We start from the raw sequence: 17,804 nt of genomic DNA, 5'->3' as shown, positions 1-17,804 counted from the left end.
TATAGTGAACCCGCTCCTTATGGAGTTCCTCCTTTTTTTCGAAACCAAAAGGCGAGTTGAACCAAGGCGATCAGCGCGGGAACTTCAACCAAAGGTCCGATGACACCCGCAAAAGCTTCCCCGCTGTGTAACCCAAATACACCGATGGCCACAGCAATGGCCAACTCAAAATTGTTGCCTGTTGCCGTAAAAGCTACCGCGGTTGATTGGGCATAGTTGGCACCAAAGTAACGGCCCAAGATAAAACTAAGCACAAACATCATCGCGAAATAGAGTACCAAAGGAATGGCAATTCGCACCACATCCCATGGGATTTCAAGAATAAGTTGCCCTTTTAAACTAAACATCAATACAATCGTAGCCAACAACGCCACCAAGGTAAAAGGGGATATAAACGGAACAAATCGTTCTTGGAACCACGTTTCTCCTTTGAGATGGATTAGAAGGTAGCGGGAGGTTATGCCTAACAGAAAAGGAATTCCCAAATAAATACCGACACTTTCGGCGATGACACCCATTGATAAATCGACTTCAATTCCCGGTAATCCAAAATAAGGAGGTAAAACGCCCAAAAATAGATATGCATAAACGCTGTAAAAAAGTACCTGAAAGATACTGTTTAAGGCAATGAGACCGGCGCCGTACTCGCGGTCACCCTCGGCCAAATCATTCCAAACCACCACCATAGCAATACATCGGGCCAAGCCGATTAAAATTAATCCATTGCGGTATTCGGGATAATCGGGCAATAACAACAAGGCTAACGCAAACATTAGGATAGGTCCCACGATCCAATTCAGAAATAAGGAAGCCGTAAGTACTTTGGTGTTTTTAAAAACGGGTTTCATTTTACTGTAATTCACTTTGGCAAGGGGCGGATACATCATAAGAATCAAGCCGATAGCCAACGGAATATTGGTTGTGCCATGGGATAGGTTTTGAATATCCTCACTCACCGAGGGGAAAAAATGACCCAAACCTACTCCTAGCGCCATAGCTAAAAAGATCCAAAGGGTGAGGTAACGGTCTAAAAAGGACAGCCGTTTTCGGTTAACTACTGGAGAACAATCTTGGGCACTCATAAGATTTGTGTTTGAATTTGAATCATCACATACATCATTTCTGTCGCAATTTGTCGGCACCGCTCGGCATATACGGCTGCTTGTTCAGGCGTTCCGTCGGCGATTTTTGGATCGCTATAGCGCAGTGGAAAACGGGCCTTCGCGCCAAGAACTATAGGGCAGCCTTCATCGGCACTTGAACAGGTCATTAACGCGATAAAGTCCGATTGGGGGTTGAACGGGTGTTCGTAGATTTTTGAAAATCCAAGGATAGGCGGGGTGTTTGGCCCCGTACGAAGGGCGTAAATCGGATTCTCACCTGTGGCTAAGGTTTGATACTGTATCCCTGCGGCATGAAGCGTTTCGAGAATCGCGGGGTAAAGGGCTGTTGCCTCCGTGCCGCCCGAATAAGCAGTGAGCGGAATGCCACAATAATCGGCAGCGGCTTGTGCCCACACTTGCGTGAGGTGACTGCGTCGCGAATTGTGGGTACAAATGCAATTCAATACAAGCGATCGCTCCGCTGCCAATGCCTCGCGCCCAAAAGCGATTACGGGTTCAAGTAACGACAACCGTTCAGGGGTAATATTCTCAAAATTACTTGCCTCGAGATAGTGGCGGAGTGCAGGAAAAAGTTCGTTTTTCATACGTCAGAAAATTAACAACAACCGCCCCCAGGGGTACAGGTCGCTGTGGTAGTTGTATTTTTTTGAGGCATTTGCGCCTCTGGAATGCCGCAATGATCTTTGGCTAAACAATCGGTGAATTTGGGTTCGAAGCGAAAAACACCCTTTTCGAAAGACAAACCATACCGACAGATGGTGGTGTCTTGGTATTCAACTTCAATCTCCAAATCGTCCTCTTGATACAAGGGTTCGGCCATTTTTAAAATGTGGATCAACTTTTCTGGCGTTAAACGATGTTCGGTATCGTTGGCGACCCAAACTTGTAATGTGAGGTTTTTAGTAGTTCGAAAAGTCCCTCCACAATCGATAAAACGCTTGGTAGTATGTCCGGCCTCCGTAATGTGGAAATGTGCGGGAACCTTTTGTCCGTTGGGCAATTGGAATTGAATTTCGGAGCGTCCTTCCAAATGACTCATGAAGGTAGAGAGTTTCATTGTTTATGATTTTTGGGTTAACAACATTGATTTTTGTCTTGAAGACGGGCTGCAAATTGATTGAAGTACGATTGCAGTTGCGCGATTCCTTTTTCATCAATACAATAGCAAATGGCGGTTCCTTCAATAGTTCCTTTGATTAACCCTGCATTTTTTAGTTCTTTCAGGTGTTGTGAAATGGTAGGTTGTGCCAGCGGTAACGCGTTGACAATATCCCCACAAATGCATGAATTGACTTCACATAAATACTCCATGATGGCTATACGAGCCGGATGTGCTAAGGCTTTTAGTTGTACTGCTATTGTATTTTGTGCTGCTGTAAAATGCTCTGTTTTGGTTACACCCATTTTTGTATTTAATTATATTGCAATATTACGATAAATAAAGCCGCAACCCATATTTTTTATTCTTTTTTTAAAAAATGAAAAAAAGGAACCCCGTTCCAAAGAACGTTTGGCTCCGAAATTACGGCTTCAATCCTGCAATGCGTGACGCGGCAGTGTGGGTTTTACACCCCGAGGAAAGCACTTCAACGGGTTTATTTTTTGGGGTGAAGTTGTATCTTTACGGGATGAACATTCTTTACAATCAAAGCCATCTGCAGCGCAACTTATTTCTCGGAGTCGGGTATGTAGCGCTTGGGACGTATACTTTTTTTTCAGACGGCAGTCCCTTTCTAGCGGGTTTGTCGGGTATAGGGGTGCTGTATATTGCACAGTATTTTTATATTAAAAATAGGGTGTGGCTAGAACTTCACCCGGACACCATTACGTACAACGGATTTTTCAAAAACAAAATCATCCCCCACGAGGACATCCAATCGCTGACCTACTTTGCCGGCGATTATACCATCAAAGCAAAACACACGACTGTGGTGATTGATAAGAATAGAATCGATAATACGGCCCAGCAGGAAATAAAAACCTATTTTGATGCCTTGCAATTACGATTAAAACCATAAAAAAACCGCTCGTTAAAAGCGGTTCTTTGTTCTAAAGTCTAAAGTCTAAAGACTAATCTTACATATACGCTTCAATCGGCGCACACGAACACACCAAATTACGGTCGCCGTAGGCGTCGTCTACACGGCGCACGCTAGGCCAGAATTTGTTGTCGTGCAAATACTCCAAGGGGAATGCCGCTGCTTCACGCGAATAGGGGAAGTTCCAATCGTTGGCGGTCAACATGGCCAAGGTATGCGGCGCATTTTTCAAGACGTTGTTGGGTTCGTCAGAACTTGCCGCTTCAATTTCTTGGCGAATGGCAATCATGGCATCACAAAAACGATCTAATTCGGCCAAATCTTCCGATTCGGTAGGTTCTACCATTAAGGTACCCGCTACCGGGAAGGAAACCGTGGGTGCGTGGAACCCATAATCCATCAAGCGTTTGGCAATATCGGTGACTTCAATGCCTTTTTGTTTGAACTCACGACAATCCAAAATCATCTCGTGGGCTGCCCGTCCACATTCACCCGAATACAACACAGGGTAGTGGCTTTCCAAACGGGCCTTCATATAGTTGGCATTCAAAATCGCAAATTTTGTGGCATCGGTCAGTCCTTCCGAGCCCATCATCATGATGTAGCCGTAGGAAATCAAACACACCAAAGCCGATCCAAAAGGTGCTGCCGAAATCGCCGTAATGGCCTGCGCTCCGCCTGTTGGAATAATCGGGTTGGTCGGTAAAAAGGGAACTAATTTTTCATTCACACAGATCGGTCCAACTCCAGGCCCCCCACCACCGTGCGGAATCGAGAAGGTTTTGTGTAAGTTTAAGTGGCACACATCGGCTCCAATGGTCGCTGGATTGGTCAGTCCCACTTGGGCATTCACGTTGGCGCCATCCATATAGACCAAACCGCCATTTTCGTGAATCAGGTTGGTGATTTCGATAATCGAACTCTCAAAAACGCCATGGGTAGAAGGATAGGTTACCATCAAGGCGGCCAAACGATCTTTGTGTTCGATAGCGCGAGCACGTAAATCTTCCACGTCGATATTTCCTTCTGGTGTCGTTTTGGTTACGATAATTTCCATACCCGCCATCGCTGCCGAAGCCGGATTGGTTCCGTGGGCAGACGAGGGAATCAAACAAACGGTGCGGTGGTTATCGCCACGCGAAAGGTGGTAGGCGCGAATAGCCATTAAGCCTGCATATTCCCCTTGCGCTCCCGAGTTGGGTTGTAACGTGGTGCCTGCAAAACCGGTCACGACATTCAATTGATGCTCCAGTTTTTTCAACATGATTTGGTAGCCCTCCGCTTGGTCGAGGGGGGCAAAAGGGTGAATGCTGTTCCATTGCGCTTGCGATAACGGAAGCATTTCAGCTGCCGCATTCAGTTTCATGGTGCATGAACCCAAGGAAATCATCGAGTGGTTTAAGGATAAATCTTTGCGTTCTAATTTTTTGATGTAGCGCATCAACTGACTTTCCGAATGGTAGCTGTTGAACACCTCGTGCTGTAAAAACGCGGATTGGCGTTCGAATGTCGATGGAATTTGCGTTTGCGTGCTGAGTTCGCTAATCGTTACGGGCGATTTTCCGAGGGCTGTAGCAAATACGTTGACGATTTGGTTCAAATGCGCTACCGAGGTCGTTTCGTTTAACGCAATCGAAATGGTTTCCCCGTCGATGTAATAGAAATTGATTTCGTGTTGCTCGGCAACGGGGCGCACTTTAGCCGCGTCGGCTTTTACTACAATCGTATCAAAATACGCCGTGTTGGTTTGATACACGCCGAGTTGATTTAACGCATCGGTCAACGTTACGGCTGAGGCATGTACTTTATTGGCGATATATTGCAATCCTTTCGGGCCGTGAAATACTGCATACATTCCTGCCATAACCGCCAACAATACTTGCGCGGTACAAATGTTGGACGTTGCTTTTTCACGTTTAATATGTTGCTCACGGGTTTGCAACGCCATACGCAGTGCTCGGTTGCCATTGGTGTCGATGGTGACTCCAATGATACGGCCGGGCATCGAGCGTTTGTATTCTTCTTTGGTGGCAAAAAAACCAGCATGGGGTCCGCCATAGCCCATAGGAATACCGAAACGTTGGGTAGTTCCCACCACCACATCAGCGCCCCATTCTCCGGGAGGTGTAAGTACGGCCAACGATAAAATATCGGCTGCTACGGCAACTTTAACGTCCAACGCTTTGGCTTGCGCCATAAACGCCTTGTAGTCGTTGATTTGACCGTATTTTCCTGGGTATTGTAAAATAGCGCCAAAGTACTCCGCAGTAAGCGTTACGGTTTCGTGATTTCCTACCACCAATTCAATGCCAATAGGGGTTGAACGGGTTTGTAAAACCGATAGGGTTTGGGGAAGGATGTCTTCGGAGACAAAGAATTTATGCGCATTATTTTTCTTCTGATCGCGGGTACGCACATCAAACAAGAGCGCCATGGCTTCGGCAGCGGCTGTTCCTTCGTCAAGCAATGAGGCATTGGCGATTTCCATTCCCGAAAGTTCGATTACCATGGTTTGGAAATTCAAAATAGCCTCCAAACGCCCCTGTGCAATCTCTGCTTGGTAGGGGGTGTAGGCGGTATACCATCCGGGGTTTTCAAAGATATTGCGTTGAATTACCGCAGGAATGACCGTGGGGTGGTATCCCAATCCGATATACGATTGAAACACCTTATTTTTTTTACCTAAGGCTGTAATATGGTTCAAATACTCATGTTCGGAAAGCGCGGGTTCCAACGCTAAGGGTTGCTTCAATCGAATCTCATCGGGTAACGTCTCGTAAATCAATTGGTCCATATCGGCTACCCCGATGGTTTGGTACATGTGTTGTAAGTCGGATTCACGCGGCCCAATGTGACGTGATGCAAATAAATCTGTTCTCATTAAAGTTGGGTAAATTAGTCTGTTTTGTTGTGTTGTCTTGATTTTTTTTAACCTAAAAAAATCGCTAACAAAAGTACTTATTAAACTTGTATTTTGGTCACGCACAGTTGCTAATATTTTTAGAATTTTTCAACCAAAAGTGTGGTTATTAACAAGATGCTTTACTTTTGAAATATGGTTCTAAAAAATACGATGATAGCCTTATACCTGAATGCCTCATTGCATGTTTCGCTTGCCGTGGGCTGTTTAACCTTAATTACCTTTATGCAACAAGGTCTAATCTTAATCCATGATTATATTGGACTTATGGCCTTGGGAACCCTTGTGGTATATAATGGATTGAAGTATGGGAAAATATGGGGATATCAAATTCCAATTTCTTACCAACATCAGTTTATTTTAGGAATAACACTCTTGGCAAGTTTCTTTTTTCTCATGATTTTTTTAGAGATGCCCTTTGCGATTCAAAAAAAATTAGTGGTAGGTTTTTGTTTTGTATTTCTTTACCCATGGGTTCGAAAGCTTGGGTGGCTTAAACTATTTTGGGTTAGCGCAACTATTACGTATTTTACATGTATGGTTCCTTTGCTTTTTTATAAACAGTCTATGAATGTATTCGTTTTGGAGGGCATTTCTCGTTTTGTAATATTAAGCGCTTTACTGTTGCCGTTTGAGATTTACGACAGTACCCGCGATCCTACGGCATTAAAAACCCTACCGCAACGGTTTGGGATTCTTTGGGCCAAGCGGTTTGGGTATGTTTTGGTGCTTGTATTTGTGGGTCTAGTTTTATGGAGTCATGGCATGCCACAAAAGGGGGCTGCGTTGGGTATCGCGCTGCTTACTTTGGGGGCCATTTACAAAACCCAACCCCACCAATCGAAAACGTTTACTGCCTTTTGGGTAGAAGCGCTCCCGATGGTGTGGGCGGGATTGGTGTATGGGATTGGCGGGTGACAATGCTTGTTGTCGATGGGGTATAGTAAGCAAAAAGAGCCGCTTTCACGACTCTTAATTCATAATTCATAACTCATAACTCATAACTACAACAGCCCTGCGCGCTTCAACAACGCTTCGGGTTTGGGCTCTTGTCCTCGGAATTTTTTATACAATTCCATGGGCAATTCCGTGCCGCCTTGGGAGAGTACCGTTTCTTTGAATCGCGTTCCCACTTCCTTGTTGAAAATTCCTTTTTCTTGGAAATACGCAAAGGCGTCGGCATCCAACACTTCAGCCCATTTGTAACTGTAATAGCCCGACGAATACCCGCCTTGGAAAATATGGGAAAACGCTGGACTCATACAATTATCCAATACATCGGGATATAGAGCCGTCTCGCGCATAGCGGCAACTTCAAAGGCTTTTACATCATCAATAACGGGAATTTGGGCATGATACGCCATGTCCAATAATCCAAAACTCAGTTGGCGCACCGTTGCCATGCCTTCCATAAAACTCGCACTTTCTTTGATTTTGTCGACATAGGCCTGCGGAATCACTTCGCCCGTTTCATAATGATGGGCAAACAACGCCAACGCCTCGGGTTCGTAACACCAATTCTCCATTACCTGACTCGGTAATTCTACAAAGTCCCAATAGACCGAGGTTCCCGATAGACTCGGGTAGGTGGTGTTTGCCAACATTCCGTGGAGCGCATGTCCGAATTCATGAAATAATGTGGTTACTTCATTGAAGGTTAACAATGAAGGTTTTGAAGGCGTAGGAGGTGTGAAATTACACACAATCGACACATGGGGTCGGTCGTTGACTCCGTTTTGAATGTATTGTGATTTGAATGAGGTCATCCAAGCGCCCGGGCGTTTTCCGGGTCGTGGAAAGAAATCGGCATAAAATAACGCTAGAAATTCGTTGGCTTCCCCGCGCACTTCATAGGTTTGTACATCAGGATGGTATTTGTCAATCGTATCGATTTCGTGAAAAGTAAGTCCAAACAACTTCTCAGCCACCGTAAAAGCGCCTTGCAAGACCTTTTCCAATGGGAAATAAGGCTTCAAAAGTTCGTCATCCAAATCAAACAATTCTTGTTTCAATTTTTCCGAATAATACGCGCCATCCCATTTTTCCAAATGATCCAAACCGTTTCTTTCTTTGGCGAAAGCCGATAATTGCGCAAATTCACGTTGGGCCGCGGGTTTGGCTTTGGCTAACAAATCATTTAAAAAGGTTTTTATCGTTTCTGGGTTTTGCGCCATGCGTTCCTCCAATACAAAATGGGCATGGGAGGCATACCCTAACAATTGGGCGCGTTCATGACGAAGGGTGACAATTCTTTTAAGGATTTCGGTATTGTTGCAACTATTGTCTTGAAACGATTTTTTTCCAAAGGCAATCGCGACTTCTTTGCGTAATTCGCGGTTGTCGGCATAGGTAATCAACGGCATGTAACTCGGGAAGTCTAAGGTAAATACCCAGCCTTCTAAACCTTTCGATTGGGCTAATGCTGCAGCAGCTTCTATGGCCCCTTCGGGTAAACCAGCCAGGTCTTCAGCCTTGGTGATGTGTTTGAAATAGCTATTCGTTTCGGCCAACACATTTTCGCCAAAGGTTAATTTTAATTTCGCTAATTCGGTGTCAATCGCACGCAAGCGGTTTTTTTGGTCTTCGGCTAATAGAGCTCCGTTTCGACTGAATCCTTTGTATTTTTTTTCCAATAACATGGATTGTTCCGGCGAAAGCGATAAAGAATCACGTTGGTCGTAGATCGCTTTCACCCGTTGGAATAAGGTTTCGTTTAAAGCGATGTCATTGCCAAAAGCCGTCAATTTAGGCGATACTTCTTGGGCAATTTGCTGCAGGGTGTCGTTGGTTTCGGCTGCATTCAAATTAAAGAAAATCGACGACAATCGATCCAAAGCTTGTCCCGAAAATTCCAAGGCTTCCAGCGTATTTTCAAACGTAGGCGCTTCGGGATTATTGATAATGGCATCCACTTCAGCGCGGGCTTGAGCAATGGTTTGGTCAAAGGCAGGAATATAGTCTTCTAATTGAATCTGACTAAAAGGCGCTGCTGTATAAGGGGTGTTGAATTTTTCAGTAAACATTGTTATTTGTTCTAAAAGATAATGCGTCCGCACTTGATTCCGTAACGGAGTACTGTTGTTATGCTATTGTTTAAGTGTAAAAAAAATAACTCAGCAGCTCAGCAGCTCAGCGTCTCAGCAGCTCAGTGGCTCAACGTTTCAGCCGCTTTCAAAACCACGTCTTTCAATTCGTTTTTGTAAGCCACAATTTTTTGAAGGATTTCTGGATTTTGACTGCCTAAGATTTGTGCGGCAAGAATACCCGCATTTTTTGCACCGTTTAAGGCAACGGTTGCTACAGGAACGCCACCGGGCATTTGTAAAATAGAAAGCACCGAGTCCCAACCGTCTATCGAGTTGCTGGATTTGACAGGTACGCCAATCACGGGCAGCGGACTCATAGCCGCGACCATCCCGGGTAAATGGGCAGCTCCGCCTGCACCCGCAATGATGACATTGATGCCGCGTAGGTGGGCGTTCGAACTAAAATCGACCAATTTTTCGGGCGTGCGATGCGCCGATACAATGTCTACTTCAGTCGAAATTCCGAAGGATTTTAAAATATCAATGGCTTCTTGCATAACGGGCAAGTCGCTTTTACTTCCCATGACGATGGCTACTTTCATGTTATGATAAATTGTAAATTTTATTTTTTGAAGGATAGGGTACGAAGGTACAATTTATTAGCAATTGATAAAAGTCTGGAATCTTTAATCCTGAAACATTTTATGCAACAACTTCTTAATTTCCTTCAAACCGTTGCCACCCATGAGTTCGTTGATGAACAGCACTTTGCCATTTGGGTCAATTAAAATATTGGTGGGGTAAAAGTTGATGTGAAATTGGTCAATCGTTTTGCGGTCGTTGGGAATAATGGTGAGGTTTAAATCCGTTCGTTTTAAAAATTCAGTTATCAATTTCTTTTCATTGTAGGTTACAGCAAAGAAAACAACATTTTGATCGTTGTACTTTTCTTTTAGTTTGTTCAAATCGGGCATTTCTTCAATACAGGGTTTGCATTGGGTGAACCAAAAATTGAGGAAAATCGCTTTCCCTTTTAAATCTTCCAACGTGTACGTTTTCCCATCCATATCAGTTAAGGACAATTCGGTAAGGGTCGACCCAATCAGTTTTCGGCGGTTTTTTTCAAAGTCTTTTTGCTGTTGCCGAAATTGGTCGTTGCGTAATTTGACCTCTTCTTTCGAAAGGTATTTCAAGACCAAGGACGCCTTGTTTTGTAGCGTATCTGCATAAAATAGGGTCGTGAAGGGTTGGTCATAAATGGTTTTGTTCAGCGAATCCAATTTTTTCAACGGCAATTCTTTGCCATCGGGTAAAAAGAGTTGCGTTTTGGGACGTTTTTTTTGTACAAATTCAAAGTACGTAGTTCGATCCAACGCAATTTGTCCCTCAGGAATGAACGATTTTTCTTGAGCATATATAATTCCAAATGCCAGAAAAGTGAATAGGTAAATAATTTTCTTCATGGTTGTAGAAACGAAAAAGAAGTGGATTTGTTGCCCTGTTTCTTGCATAAAGCCCCACTGCCCAATGATCACTGTCCCGACCCTTCGGGACTGAATACTATTTACTGAATACTGATCACCCGAATGCTGTTTTTCACTTCTTCCGCAATACGTCGGGCGGCTGCCATATCTGCATTCACAATCGTCACATGGCCCATTTTTCGGAACGGACGGGTTTCGCGTTTGCCATAAATATGCGGTGTTACGCCATCAATTGCCATGATCTTTTCGATATTTTCATACACTACAGGTCCTGAATGTCCTTCAGCACCGACTAAATTGACCATGATGCCGGCGACTTTACTATCGGTATTGCCCAAAGGTAAATTCAAAATCGCACGCAAATGGTTTTCAAATTGCGACGTATAACTCGCTTCAATGCTGTAATGTCCCGAGTTGTGCGGGCGAGGGGCGACTTCGTTGACCAAGATATGGTCGTCCTGGGTTTGAAACATTTCCACCGCCAATAAGCCTACATGTTGAAACGCTTCCGAAACTTTTAGGGCGACTTCTTGCGCTTTTTGTGCGATGTCAGCATCAATTCGCGCGGGACAAATCACATATTCCACTTGATTGGCTTCCGGATGAAATTCCATTTCCACCACAGGATAGGTGCGAATTTCTCCCGACACCGAACGGGCCACAATAACTGCCAATTCATTTTTAAAATCGACCATAGCTTCGGCCACACATTCTACATCGGGAAGTCCCCGCAGGTCAAAAGCAGAGCGACAAACCTTTACCCCATTACCATCATAGCCTCCAGTAGCGGCTTTCCAAACAAACGGAAAGTCAAGGGTGTCGTTGGCCAGTGCTTGACGTAAAGCGTCTAGTCCCACAAAGCGGTGATAGGCCGAAGAAGGGATGTTGTGTTGCACATAAAAATCTTTTTGTTTTCCTTTATTTTGAATTAAACGTAGGGTTTTCGGGGAAGGAAAAACGGGCAGTCCTTCCCGCTCCAGTTGTTCAAGCGCTTCCAGATTGACGTTTTCAATTTCAATCGTCAACACATTGACCATTTTGCCAAATTTGTAAACCGTATCGTATTCCAATAAACTCCCTTGATAAAAAGCATGGCAGCCAAAACGCGAAGGGGCTTCCGCACTGGGGTCTAAAACTAGGGTTTGGATGTCAAATTTCCGTGTATCGGAAAGGAGCATTTTGCCCAATTGACCGCCGCCTAAAATGCCCAATCGGAAATCAGAAGAGAAGTAATTCATGAGGTGGTGTTGTTTGTGCAAATATAGTATATCTGAAGTTTACAAAGACCGTCAAAAAAAGGCAACTTCGCTATTTGTTTGCCAAACGTTGTAGTGTTTCCTTCAGTACAAACCGCATCCCGGGTGAGGGATTGTTCCATTCGCGCGACAACAACAGCTGGAGTTCATCATGCACCCAAGGATGTTTTTTTCCTAAGCGAAATAATGTCCGAAGTGCATAGGCTATGGTAGCCACTTTTGCCTCCCTTAGGATAAAATCGAGACATCCTTCTATGATTTTTTCCTCGTGAAAAGGTTCCAATACGATCCCTTTTTTGGTGACCAAAAACAAACAAATTTTCGAAGCCGGTCGCACGGCGGGATCCAACGTGAATTGCGACAATCTATTGCAAAATTCATCCAAATAGGGAGACAGTAGTGCCATACGTTCTTCGGCGACCAACTCCAAAATCCACAAGGCTTTGTAATGGTTTTTGTCCTTCGGGTTGCAACCCACTGCCACAAGAAGTGCCAAAAATTCGGGCGATTCAAAAGCGCGCATTTTATAAAAATCACGGGTCGCGCGATACGCTTTGATGTTGGCGATTTGAGCGTAGTCATCAGAATTCATGACGTAAATATATCAAATTTGCAAATTTTACGAAGGAGTTGATTTTTAATAGGTTTTAGTTGTTAAATTTGCAGCTTATTCCCAAGCCCAACACCCTATGATTCATTTACACGATAAAACGTTTGAACCCTTCATTGCCTCGGAGGAAATTGACTTTGCCATTCAAAATATGGCTAAGCAAATGGCAGATGATTTTTTTGATGAGGTTCCTGTTTTTATCGGGGTGCTTAACGGCTCTTTTATGGTAATGGGTGATTTAATGAAGGCCTACCGTGGCATGTGCGAAGTGAGTTTTATCAAAGTAGCTTCTTATGAAGGCACCGAAAGTACTCATGAAGTAAAACATTTGATAGGGTTGAATGAAAATCTTGAAGGAAGAACCGTGGTGATTGTAGAGGATATTATCGATACAGGAACCACTATAGTGGCTTTGAAACAACTGTTGAAACAACAAAAGGTCAAGCATTTGAAAATTGCTACCTTATTTTTCAAACCCGAAGCGTATCAGCACGAGGTCAAAATCGATTACATCGGTATCCGTATTCCCAATAAATTTATTGTGGGCTATGGTTTGGATTACGATGGTCTCGGACGTAATTTGCCCGATGTGTACCAATTGGCGGAGTAGTAAAAAGTTTAAAGTCTAAAGTCCAACGTCAAAAGTCTAATGTCTAAAGTCTAAAGTCCAAAGTCTAACGTCTAAAATCTAAAATCTAAAATCATAATGATTAATATCGTTCTTTTTGGGAAGCCTGGAGCAGGAAAAGGAACCCAAGCCGAATTTTTGAAGGAAAAATACAACTTAACGCACCTATCCACAGGGGACATTTTTCGATACAATATTAAAAATGAAACCGAGTTGGGTCAATTGGCCAAAACCTATATGGATAAAGGCGATTTGGTACCCGACGCTGTGACGATACAAATGTTGCAAAGCGAAGTCGAAAAAAATCCCGATTCCGCTGGGTTCTTGTTTGATGGTTTTCCACGCACCCTTGCGCAAGCCCAAGCCTTAGATGCTTTTCTAGCGTCGAAAGGCGAGTCTATTCGCGCCACCGTGGCCCTGGAAGCCGACGATGAAATTCTCGTGGCTCGTTTGCTGGAACGCGGTAAAACCTCAGGTCGTCCCGACGATCAAGACGAAGAAAAAATTCGCAACCGTTACCAAGAATACAACGAAAAAACTGCCCCTCTCATGGCGTATTACCAAGCCCAAGGAAAGTTTTATGCGGTCGATGGCATTGGAAATATCGCCGAAGTTACCGCGCGTTTGAGTGCTGTATTGGATACATTTTAAATAGGAATCGGTTGAATGTTAGCCGTAATTCAATAATTTTTAAGATATTTGTACACCAGAAAAGAGCATTTTCGGACTTCGGGACGAAGGCTCTTTTTTTGTGACAGCCTATGGAAATACTGATTATTCTCTTTTTAATCCTTCTCAACGGGGTCTTTTCAATGTCGGAAATCGCCTTAATTTCGGCGCGTAAAAACCGACTGGAAACGGCGGCCAAAAAAGGCAATTCAAACGCCAAGGCCGCGCTTGATTTGGCCAATTCTCCCAATAAATTTTTGTCCACCGTACAAATAGGGATTACCTTAATCGGGATTCTTACTGGGATTTACTCCGGGGAGAAAGTTACCCAAGATGTGCAAGATGCTATTGCCGGATTACCCGCGCTAGCCCCCTACGCCGATTCGTTGGCCACCATCGTTGTGGTGGTAGTACTTACCTTTTTCTCCCTAGTTTTAGGCGAATTACTACCCAAACGCATTGGCCTAAATTTTCCCGAAGGAATCGCCAAAGCCGTGGCTGTACCCATGAAACTCGTGTCCAAAATCACTATGCCCTTCGTCTGGTTGTTGACCACTTCCACAGAGGCACTTTTGAAACTGTTTCAAATCAAACCCACCGCCGACGGTAAAGTCACCGAAGAAGAAATCAAAGCCATCATCAAAGAAGGAACCGAAGTAGGTGAGGTGCAAGAAATTGAGCAAGATATCGTGGAACGCGTTTTTCACATCGGCGATCGTAAAGTCAATTCCCTCATGACGCACCGCAACGATGTGGTATACCTCACGATGGAAGATACTTTTGACGAAATCAAAGATAAAATTCTCAACGAAATGCATTCCGTATACCCTGTTTGCGAAGACAATCTCGATGAGGTGAAAGGGATTGTTTTGCTCAAGGATTTGTTTGTGGGATTGGAGCAAAAAGACTTTAAAGTCAATGAGATTACAAGGGAAGCCACCTATTTGATCGAACATACATCGGCTTACAAAGCGCTTGAAAATTTTAAAACCACCAAAAATCACCAAGCCTTGATTGTCGATGAACACGGGATTTTCCAAGGAATTATTACGCTCAACGATATTTTGGAGGCCTTGGTAGGGGATGCATCCGATTTTGATGAAGATGAATACCAGTTAGTGGCTGAACCTGATGGTACTTGGACCGTAGACGGACAATATTCGTTGCATGATTTTCTCACCTATTTTGATATGGACGAGCTGATAGGCGATTACGAAGTGACCACCGTTAGCGGCCTAATCACCACCGAAATGGGGTATATTCCCAAGCAAGGGGAACTCCTGATTTGGAATAAAATGCAGTTCACCATTTTGGAAACTGCAGGCGCCAAGGTCGAGAAGATACGCGTTGCCCCTTATGTGGCCGATCAGTAGGAGCAAGCACCCCACAACCCGATTAAACCCCTTCCCGTGATTGCCTATATCCGCGAAAACCGCGGGATGCCGGCGTTCCCGGGGCTAGAATACACGAATCGTTTTCAACAGGAACCCCTAACCGTGTTCCTTATTCAGCCTGAGTGCTTCACTACAGGCTGACCCAATACCAAACCCATGACAGAAGGAAATTTTGTAGACTATGTAAAGATTTATGTGAGCTCCGGTAAAGGAGGCAAAGGGTCTACGCATTTACATCGTGAAAAATTTATCGAAAAAGGCGGTCCCGACGGCGGTGACGGTGGTCGAGGCGGCCACGTGATCTTGCGCGGCAACAAAAACCTGTGGACGCTTTTTCATTTGAAATTTACCAAACACGTCAAAGCGGGCCACGGCGGCGATGGCGGAAGCAGTCGAAGCACCGGACACGACGGCGAAGATAAAATCATTGAAGTCCCCCTCGGAACGGTCGTCAAAGACCAAGAAACCGAAGAAGTCTTGTTTGAAATCACCGAACATGGCGAAGAAAAAATCGTAGCCCGCGGCGGTAAAGGGGGGTTAGGGAACTGGCACTTTCGCAGCGCCACCAACCAAACCCCACGCTATGCTCAACCCGGGATGCCCCCCGAAGAACACGATGTGATTCTCGAGTTAAAGGTCTTAGCCGATGTAGGATTGGTCGGTTTTCCCAATGCTGGAAAATCAACATTATTATCGGTGCTCACCTCGGCCAAACCCAAAATAGCCGATTACCCATTTACGACCTTAAAGCCTAACCTTGGTATCGTGGCCTATCGCGATTTTCAATCGTTTGTCATGGCCGATATTCCTGGGATTATTGAGGGAGCTGCCGAAGGGAAAGGACTCGGGCATTACTTTTTACGCCACATTGAACGCAATTCGACACTCTTGTTTTTAGTCCCCGCCGATGCCGATGATATCAAAAAAGAATACGACATTTTGTTGGATGAATTACGCCGCTATAATCCCGAGCTTCTCGACAAAGAACGCTTGTTGGTGATTTCCAAAAGCGATATGCTCGATGCTGAACTTCAAGCAGAGATGAGGCTACTATTGGATCGTGACTTTCAACAGATTCCATACCTGTTTATCTCCTCGGTGGCACAGCAAGGCTTACAAGAGTTAAAGGATATGTTGTGGAAAATGTTAAATTCCTAATAATAACAAGCAAGAATTACGTTTACTGCTTTGATTTCAAGAAAAATAGGCTACATTTGCTAAATTTTATAAATCAATAAGGCTATACCACTAAAAATTTAAATTACATTTTATGAAATTACGATTACTTTTCGCTTTGTGTATCGCACAGTTAGGATTTGCGCAACAACGTACCTGCGGTGTCGATGCCTACATGGAAAAATTGATGGCCAATCCGGTGATGAAACAGCAACACCAAGCGTTGCAAGACCGTTTTGAAACCGAGTTGCGACGATTAGTTACAGAGCAATTGGAAGCACGTTCTGGTCAAGTAACTCAAGCAGCTCCCAACGTAACCATCCGTATTCCAGTGGCCGTGCATTATCCAGCGGTTGCGAATAATTCTTCAGAATCATTGAAATCATGTTTGCGCGCATTGGCTCAGACACAGGTAAATATTTTAAATGCTGACTACAATGCGACGAATTCCGATATTTCGTTGTGGAGTAGTGCTAGTTCATTCTATCCCAATACCAATGTTGGAAGTATGGATGTGCAATTTATTCTTGCTACCCAAAACCACCCTGCTGGAACGGGTCTAAGTAATGGGACTTTAGCGGTAACTTTTGGTACCGATTTCTTGGCTTCAGGGAATATTGGTTGTACCGATGGGTGTAATCAAGATTCAACTTGGTCCGGTTATATGAACTTAGTAGTACGAAATTTAACTGGAGGTATCTTAGGATTTTCTCCCCTAGGAGGGTCGCCCTCACAAGGAATGACGGTGGTTATTGACAACAATGCATTTGGAGCAAACATGACAACAACTCCAGCAACTTGTTCTGGGTATGCACCTCAAGCACCATACAATAGAGGTAGAACATTAACTCACGAATTAGGTCACTTCTTTAATTTAGCGCATACTTTTCAAGCTTGTGACGGTTCCAATTGTGCTACATCTGGTGACCGTGTATGTGATACAGAATCTACAAATACCCCAGAATATGATTGCTTACCCGCAGGAGATGTAGCAAGTTCTTGTACGGGTAATCCACAATTGACGATGAACTATATGGATTATGTACAAGATGTTTGTATGTACATGTTCACCGCGGGTCAGGCTACCCGAATGACCGCTTGGTACAATGCTATTTCTTCTCAATTCAATATGAATACTCTAGGAAATGAAGAAATTTTGAAAAATCAATTTACGTTGGCACCCAACCCAAACAACGGAACTTTCGCCGTTCAGTTTGCCAATCCTATTGCTAATTATACCTTACAAGTCTATGATGCCATGGGTCGTGTAATTGTCGATGAAGAGCAAGTAAACAATAGCGAATTGGTTCGCACTATTACCTTACCTTCTGCTCAAAAAGGAGTGTATTTTGTAATGTTACGCACACAAGAAGGAATTGCAACCAAGAAAATTGTTGTAGAATAAAAATTTTCATAAAACCATTGAAGAATTGTAAGTAAATCCGTTTATTTACAATTCTTTTTTTATAGCATAATTA

The 17,804-nt window shown here is 44.0% G+C and carries 17 protein-coding genes; 7 read left to right on the top strand and 10 right to left on the bottom strand.

The features are described from left to right. Nucleotides 1-17: 17 nt before the first annotated feature. From arsB to Q0037_RS05330, 4 genes are read right to left on the bottom strand one after another with little or no spacing between them, the layout of a single operon-like run. Nucleotides 18-1,082, bottom strand: coding sequence for an ACR3 family arsenite efflux transporter (arsB, locus tag Q0037_RS05345; protein WP_297516420.1), 1,065 nt, complete (start codon nucleotides 1,080-1,082; stop codon nucleotides 18-20). Beyond that, nucleotides 1,079-1,708 carry a protein-tyrosine-phosphatase gene (locus Q0037_RS05340; RefSeq protein ID WP_297516418.1) on the bottom strand — a complete coding sequence of 210 codons (630 nt, stop codon included), beginning with the start codon at nucleotides 1,706-1,708 and terminating at the stop codon, nucleotides 1,079-1,081. Before Q0037_RS05340 ends, arsB begins: the two co-directional genes overlap by 4 nt. An 11-nt stretch (nucleotides 1,709-1,719) precedes the next feature. After that, the gene (locus Q0037_RS05335; protein ID WP_297516417.1) at nucleotides 1,720-2,181 is read right to left on the bottom strand and encodes a DUF6428 family protein; all 462 of its coding nucleotides are present in this window, start codon (nucleotides 2,179-2,181) and stop codon (nucleotides 1,720-1,722) included. 17 nt (nucleotides 2,182-2,198) lie between these two features. Then, nucleotides 2,199-2,528, bottom strand: a complete 330-nt coding sequence (locus Q0037_RS05330) for a helix-turn-helix transcriptional regulator (RefSeq protein WP_297516415.1) — start codon at nucleotides 2,526-2,528, stop codon at nucleotides 2,199-2,201. 74 nt (nucleotides 2,529-2,602) lie between these two features. On the opposite strand from Q0037_RS05330, the gene Q0037_RS05325 reads away from it, so the two are divergent. After that, nucleotides 2,603-3,142, top strand: coding sequence for a hypothetical protein (locus Q0037_RS05325; protein WP_297516414.1), 540 nt, complete (start codon nucleotides 2,603-2,605; stop codon nucleotides 3,140-3,142). A 58-nt stretch (nucleotides 3,143-3,200) separates the two neighbouring features. Here the strand turns inward: Q0037_RS05325 and gcvP are convergent, their stop codons facing one another. After that, the gene (gene gcvP, locus Q0037_RS05320) at nucleotides 3,201-6,044 is read right to left on the bottom strand and encodes an aminomethyl-transferring glycine dehydrogenase (protein ID WP_297516412.1); all 2,844 of its coding nucleotides are present in this window, start codon (nucleotides 6,042-6,044) and stop codon (nucleotides 3,201-3,203) included. Between the two features lie 192 nt (nucleotides 6,045-6,236). Here gcvP and Q0037_RS05315 point away from each other — a divergent pair, with 192 nt between their 5' ends. Further along, the gene (locus Q0037_RS05315; RefSeq protein WP_297516411.1) at nucleotides 6,237-7,001 is read left to right on the top strand and encodes a hypothetical protein; all 765 of its coding nucleotides are present in this window, start codon (nucleotides 6,237-6,239) and stop codon (nucleotides 6,999-7,001) included. A gap of 86 nt (nucleotides 7,002-7,087) precedes the next feature. Here Q0037_RS05315 and Q0037_RS05310 read toward each other — a convergent pair whose 3' ends face one another. From Q0037_RS05310 to Q0037_RS05290, 5 genes are all read right to left on the bottom strand, one after another. After that, nucleotides 7,088-9,112: a M3 family metallopeptidase gene (locus Q0037_RS05310; protein WP_297516554.1), complete on the bottom strand. Its 2,025-nt coding sequence runs from the start codon at nucleotides 9,110-9,112 to the stop codon at nucleotides 7,088-7,090. Nucleotides 9,113-9,228: 116 nt separating this feature from the next. After that, nucleotides 9,229-9,711 carry a 5-(carboxyamino)imidazole ribonucleotide mutase gene (gene purE / locus Q0037_RS05305; RefSeq protein WP_297516409.1) on the bottom strand — a complete coding sequence of 161 codons (483 nt, stop codon included), beginning with the start codon at nucleotides 9,709-9,711 and terminating at the stop codon, nucleotides 9,229-9,231. A gap of 84 nt (nucleotides 9,712-9,795) precedes the next feature. Beyond that, nucleotides 9,796-10,572, bottom strand: coding sequence for a TlpA disulfide reductase family protein (locus tag Q0037_RS05300; RefSeq protein ID WP_297516407.1), 777 nt, complete (start codon nucleotides 10,570-10,572; stop codon nucleotides 9,796-9,798). A gap of 101 nt (nucleotides 10,573-10,673) precedes the next feature. Next, nucleotides 10,674-11,831: a 5-(carboxyamino)imidazole ribonucleotide synthase gene (locus Q0037_RS05295; protein WP_297516405.1), complete on the bottom strand. Its 1,158-nt coding sequence runs from the start codon at nucleotides 11,829-11,831 to the stop codon at nucleotides 10,674-10,676. A gap of 70 nt (nucleotides 11,832-11,901) precedes the next feature. Beyond that, entirely contained in the window at nucleotides 11,902-12,441 is a 540-nt protein-coding gene (locus tag Q0037_RS05290; RefSeq protein ID WP_297516404.1) for a hypothetical protein, read from the bottom strand. Between the two features lie 97 nt (nucleotides 12,442-12,538). On the opposite strand from Q0037_RS05290, the gene hpt reads away from it, so the two are divergent. From hpt to Q0037_RS05265, 5 genes are all read left to right on the top strand, one after another. Beyond that, nucleotides 12,539-13,069: a hypoxanthine phosphoribosyltransferase gene (gene hpt / locus Q0037_RS05285; protein ID WP_297516402.1), complete on the top strand. Its 531-nt coding sequence runs from the start codon at nucleotides 12,539-12,541 to the stop codon at nucleotides 13,067-13,069. A 96-nt stretch (nucleotides 13,070-13,165) separates the two neighbouring features. Next, nucleotides 13,166-13,738, top strand: a complete 573-nt coding sequence (locus tag Q0037_RS05280; protein ID WP_297516400.1) for an adenylate kinase — start codon at nucleotides 13,166-13,168, stop codon at nucleotides 13,736-13,738. Nucleotides 13,739-13,848: 110 nt separating this feature from the next. Beyond that, on the top strand, nucleotides 13,849-15,129 hold the full coding sequence (locus Q0037_RS05275) for a hemolysin family protein (RefSeq protein WP_297516398.1): 1,281 nt from the start codon (nucleotides 13,849-13,851) through the stop codon (nucleotides 15,127-15,129). Between the two features lie 177 nt (nucleotides 15,130-15,306). Then, entirely contained in the window at nucleotides 15,307-16,308 is a 1,002-nt protein-coding gene (gene obgE / locus Q0037_RS05270; protein ID WP_297516396.1) for a GTPase ObgE, read from the top strand. Nucleotides 16,309-16,420: 112 nt separating this feature from the next. Further along, complete coding sequence (locus Q0037_RS05265; protein ID WP_297516394.1) at nucleotides 16,421-17,731, top strand: zinc-dependent metalloprotease; 1,311 nt, start codon at nucleotides 16,421-16,423, stop codon at nucleotides 17,729-17,731. Nucleotides 17,732-17,804 lie beyond the last annotated feature (73 nt).

The sequence above is a fragment of the Flavobacterium sp. genome, from assembly GCF_027482425.1.
Classification (GTDB): domain Bacteria; phylum Bacteroidota; class Bacteroidia; order Flavobacteriales; family Flavobacteriaceae; genus Flavobacterium.
The sequence above is the reverse complement of the archived record's forward strand: the minus strand, read 5'-3'. Positions and strand labels throughout refer to the sequence as shown.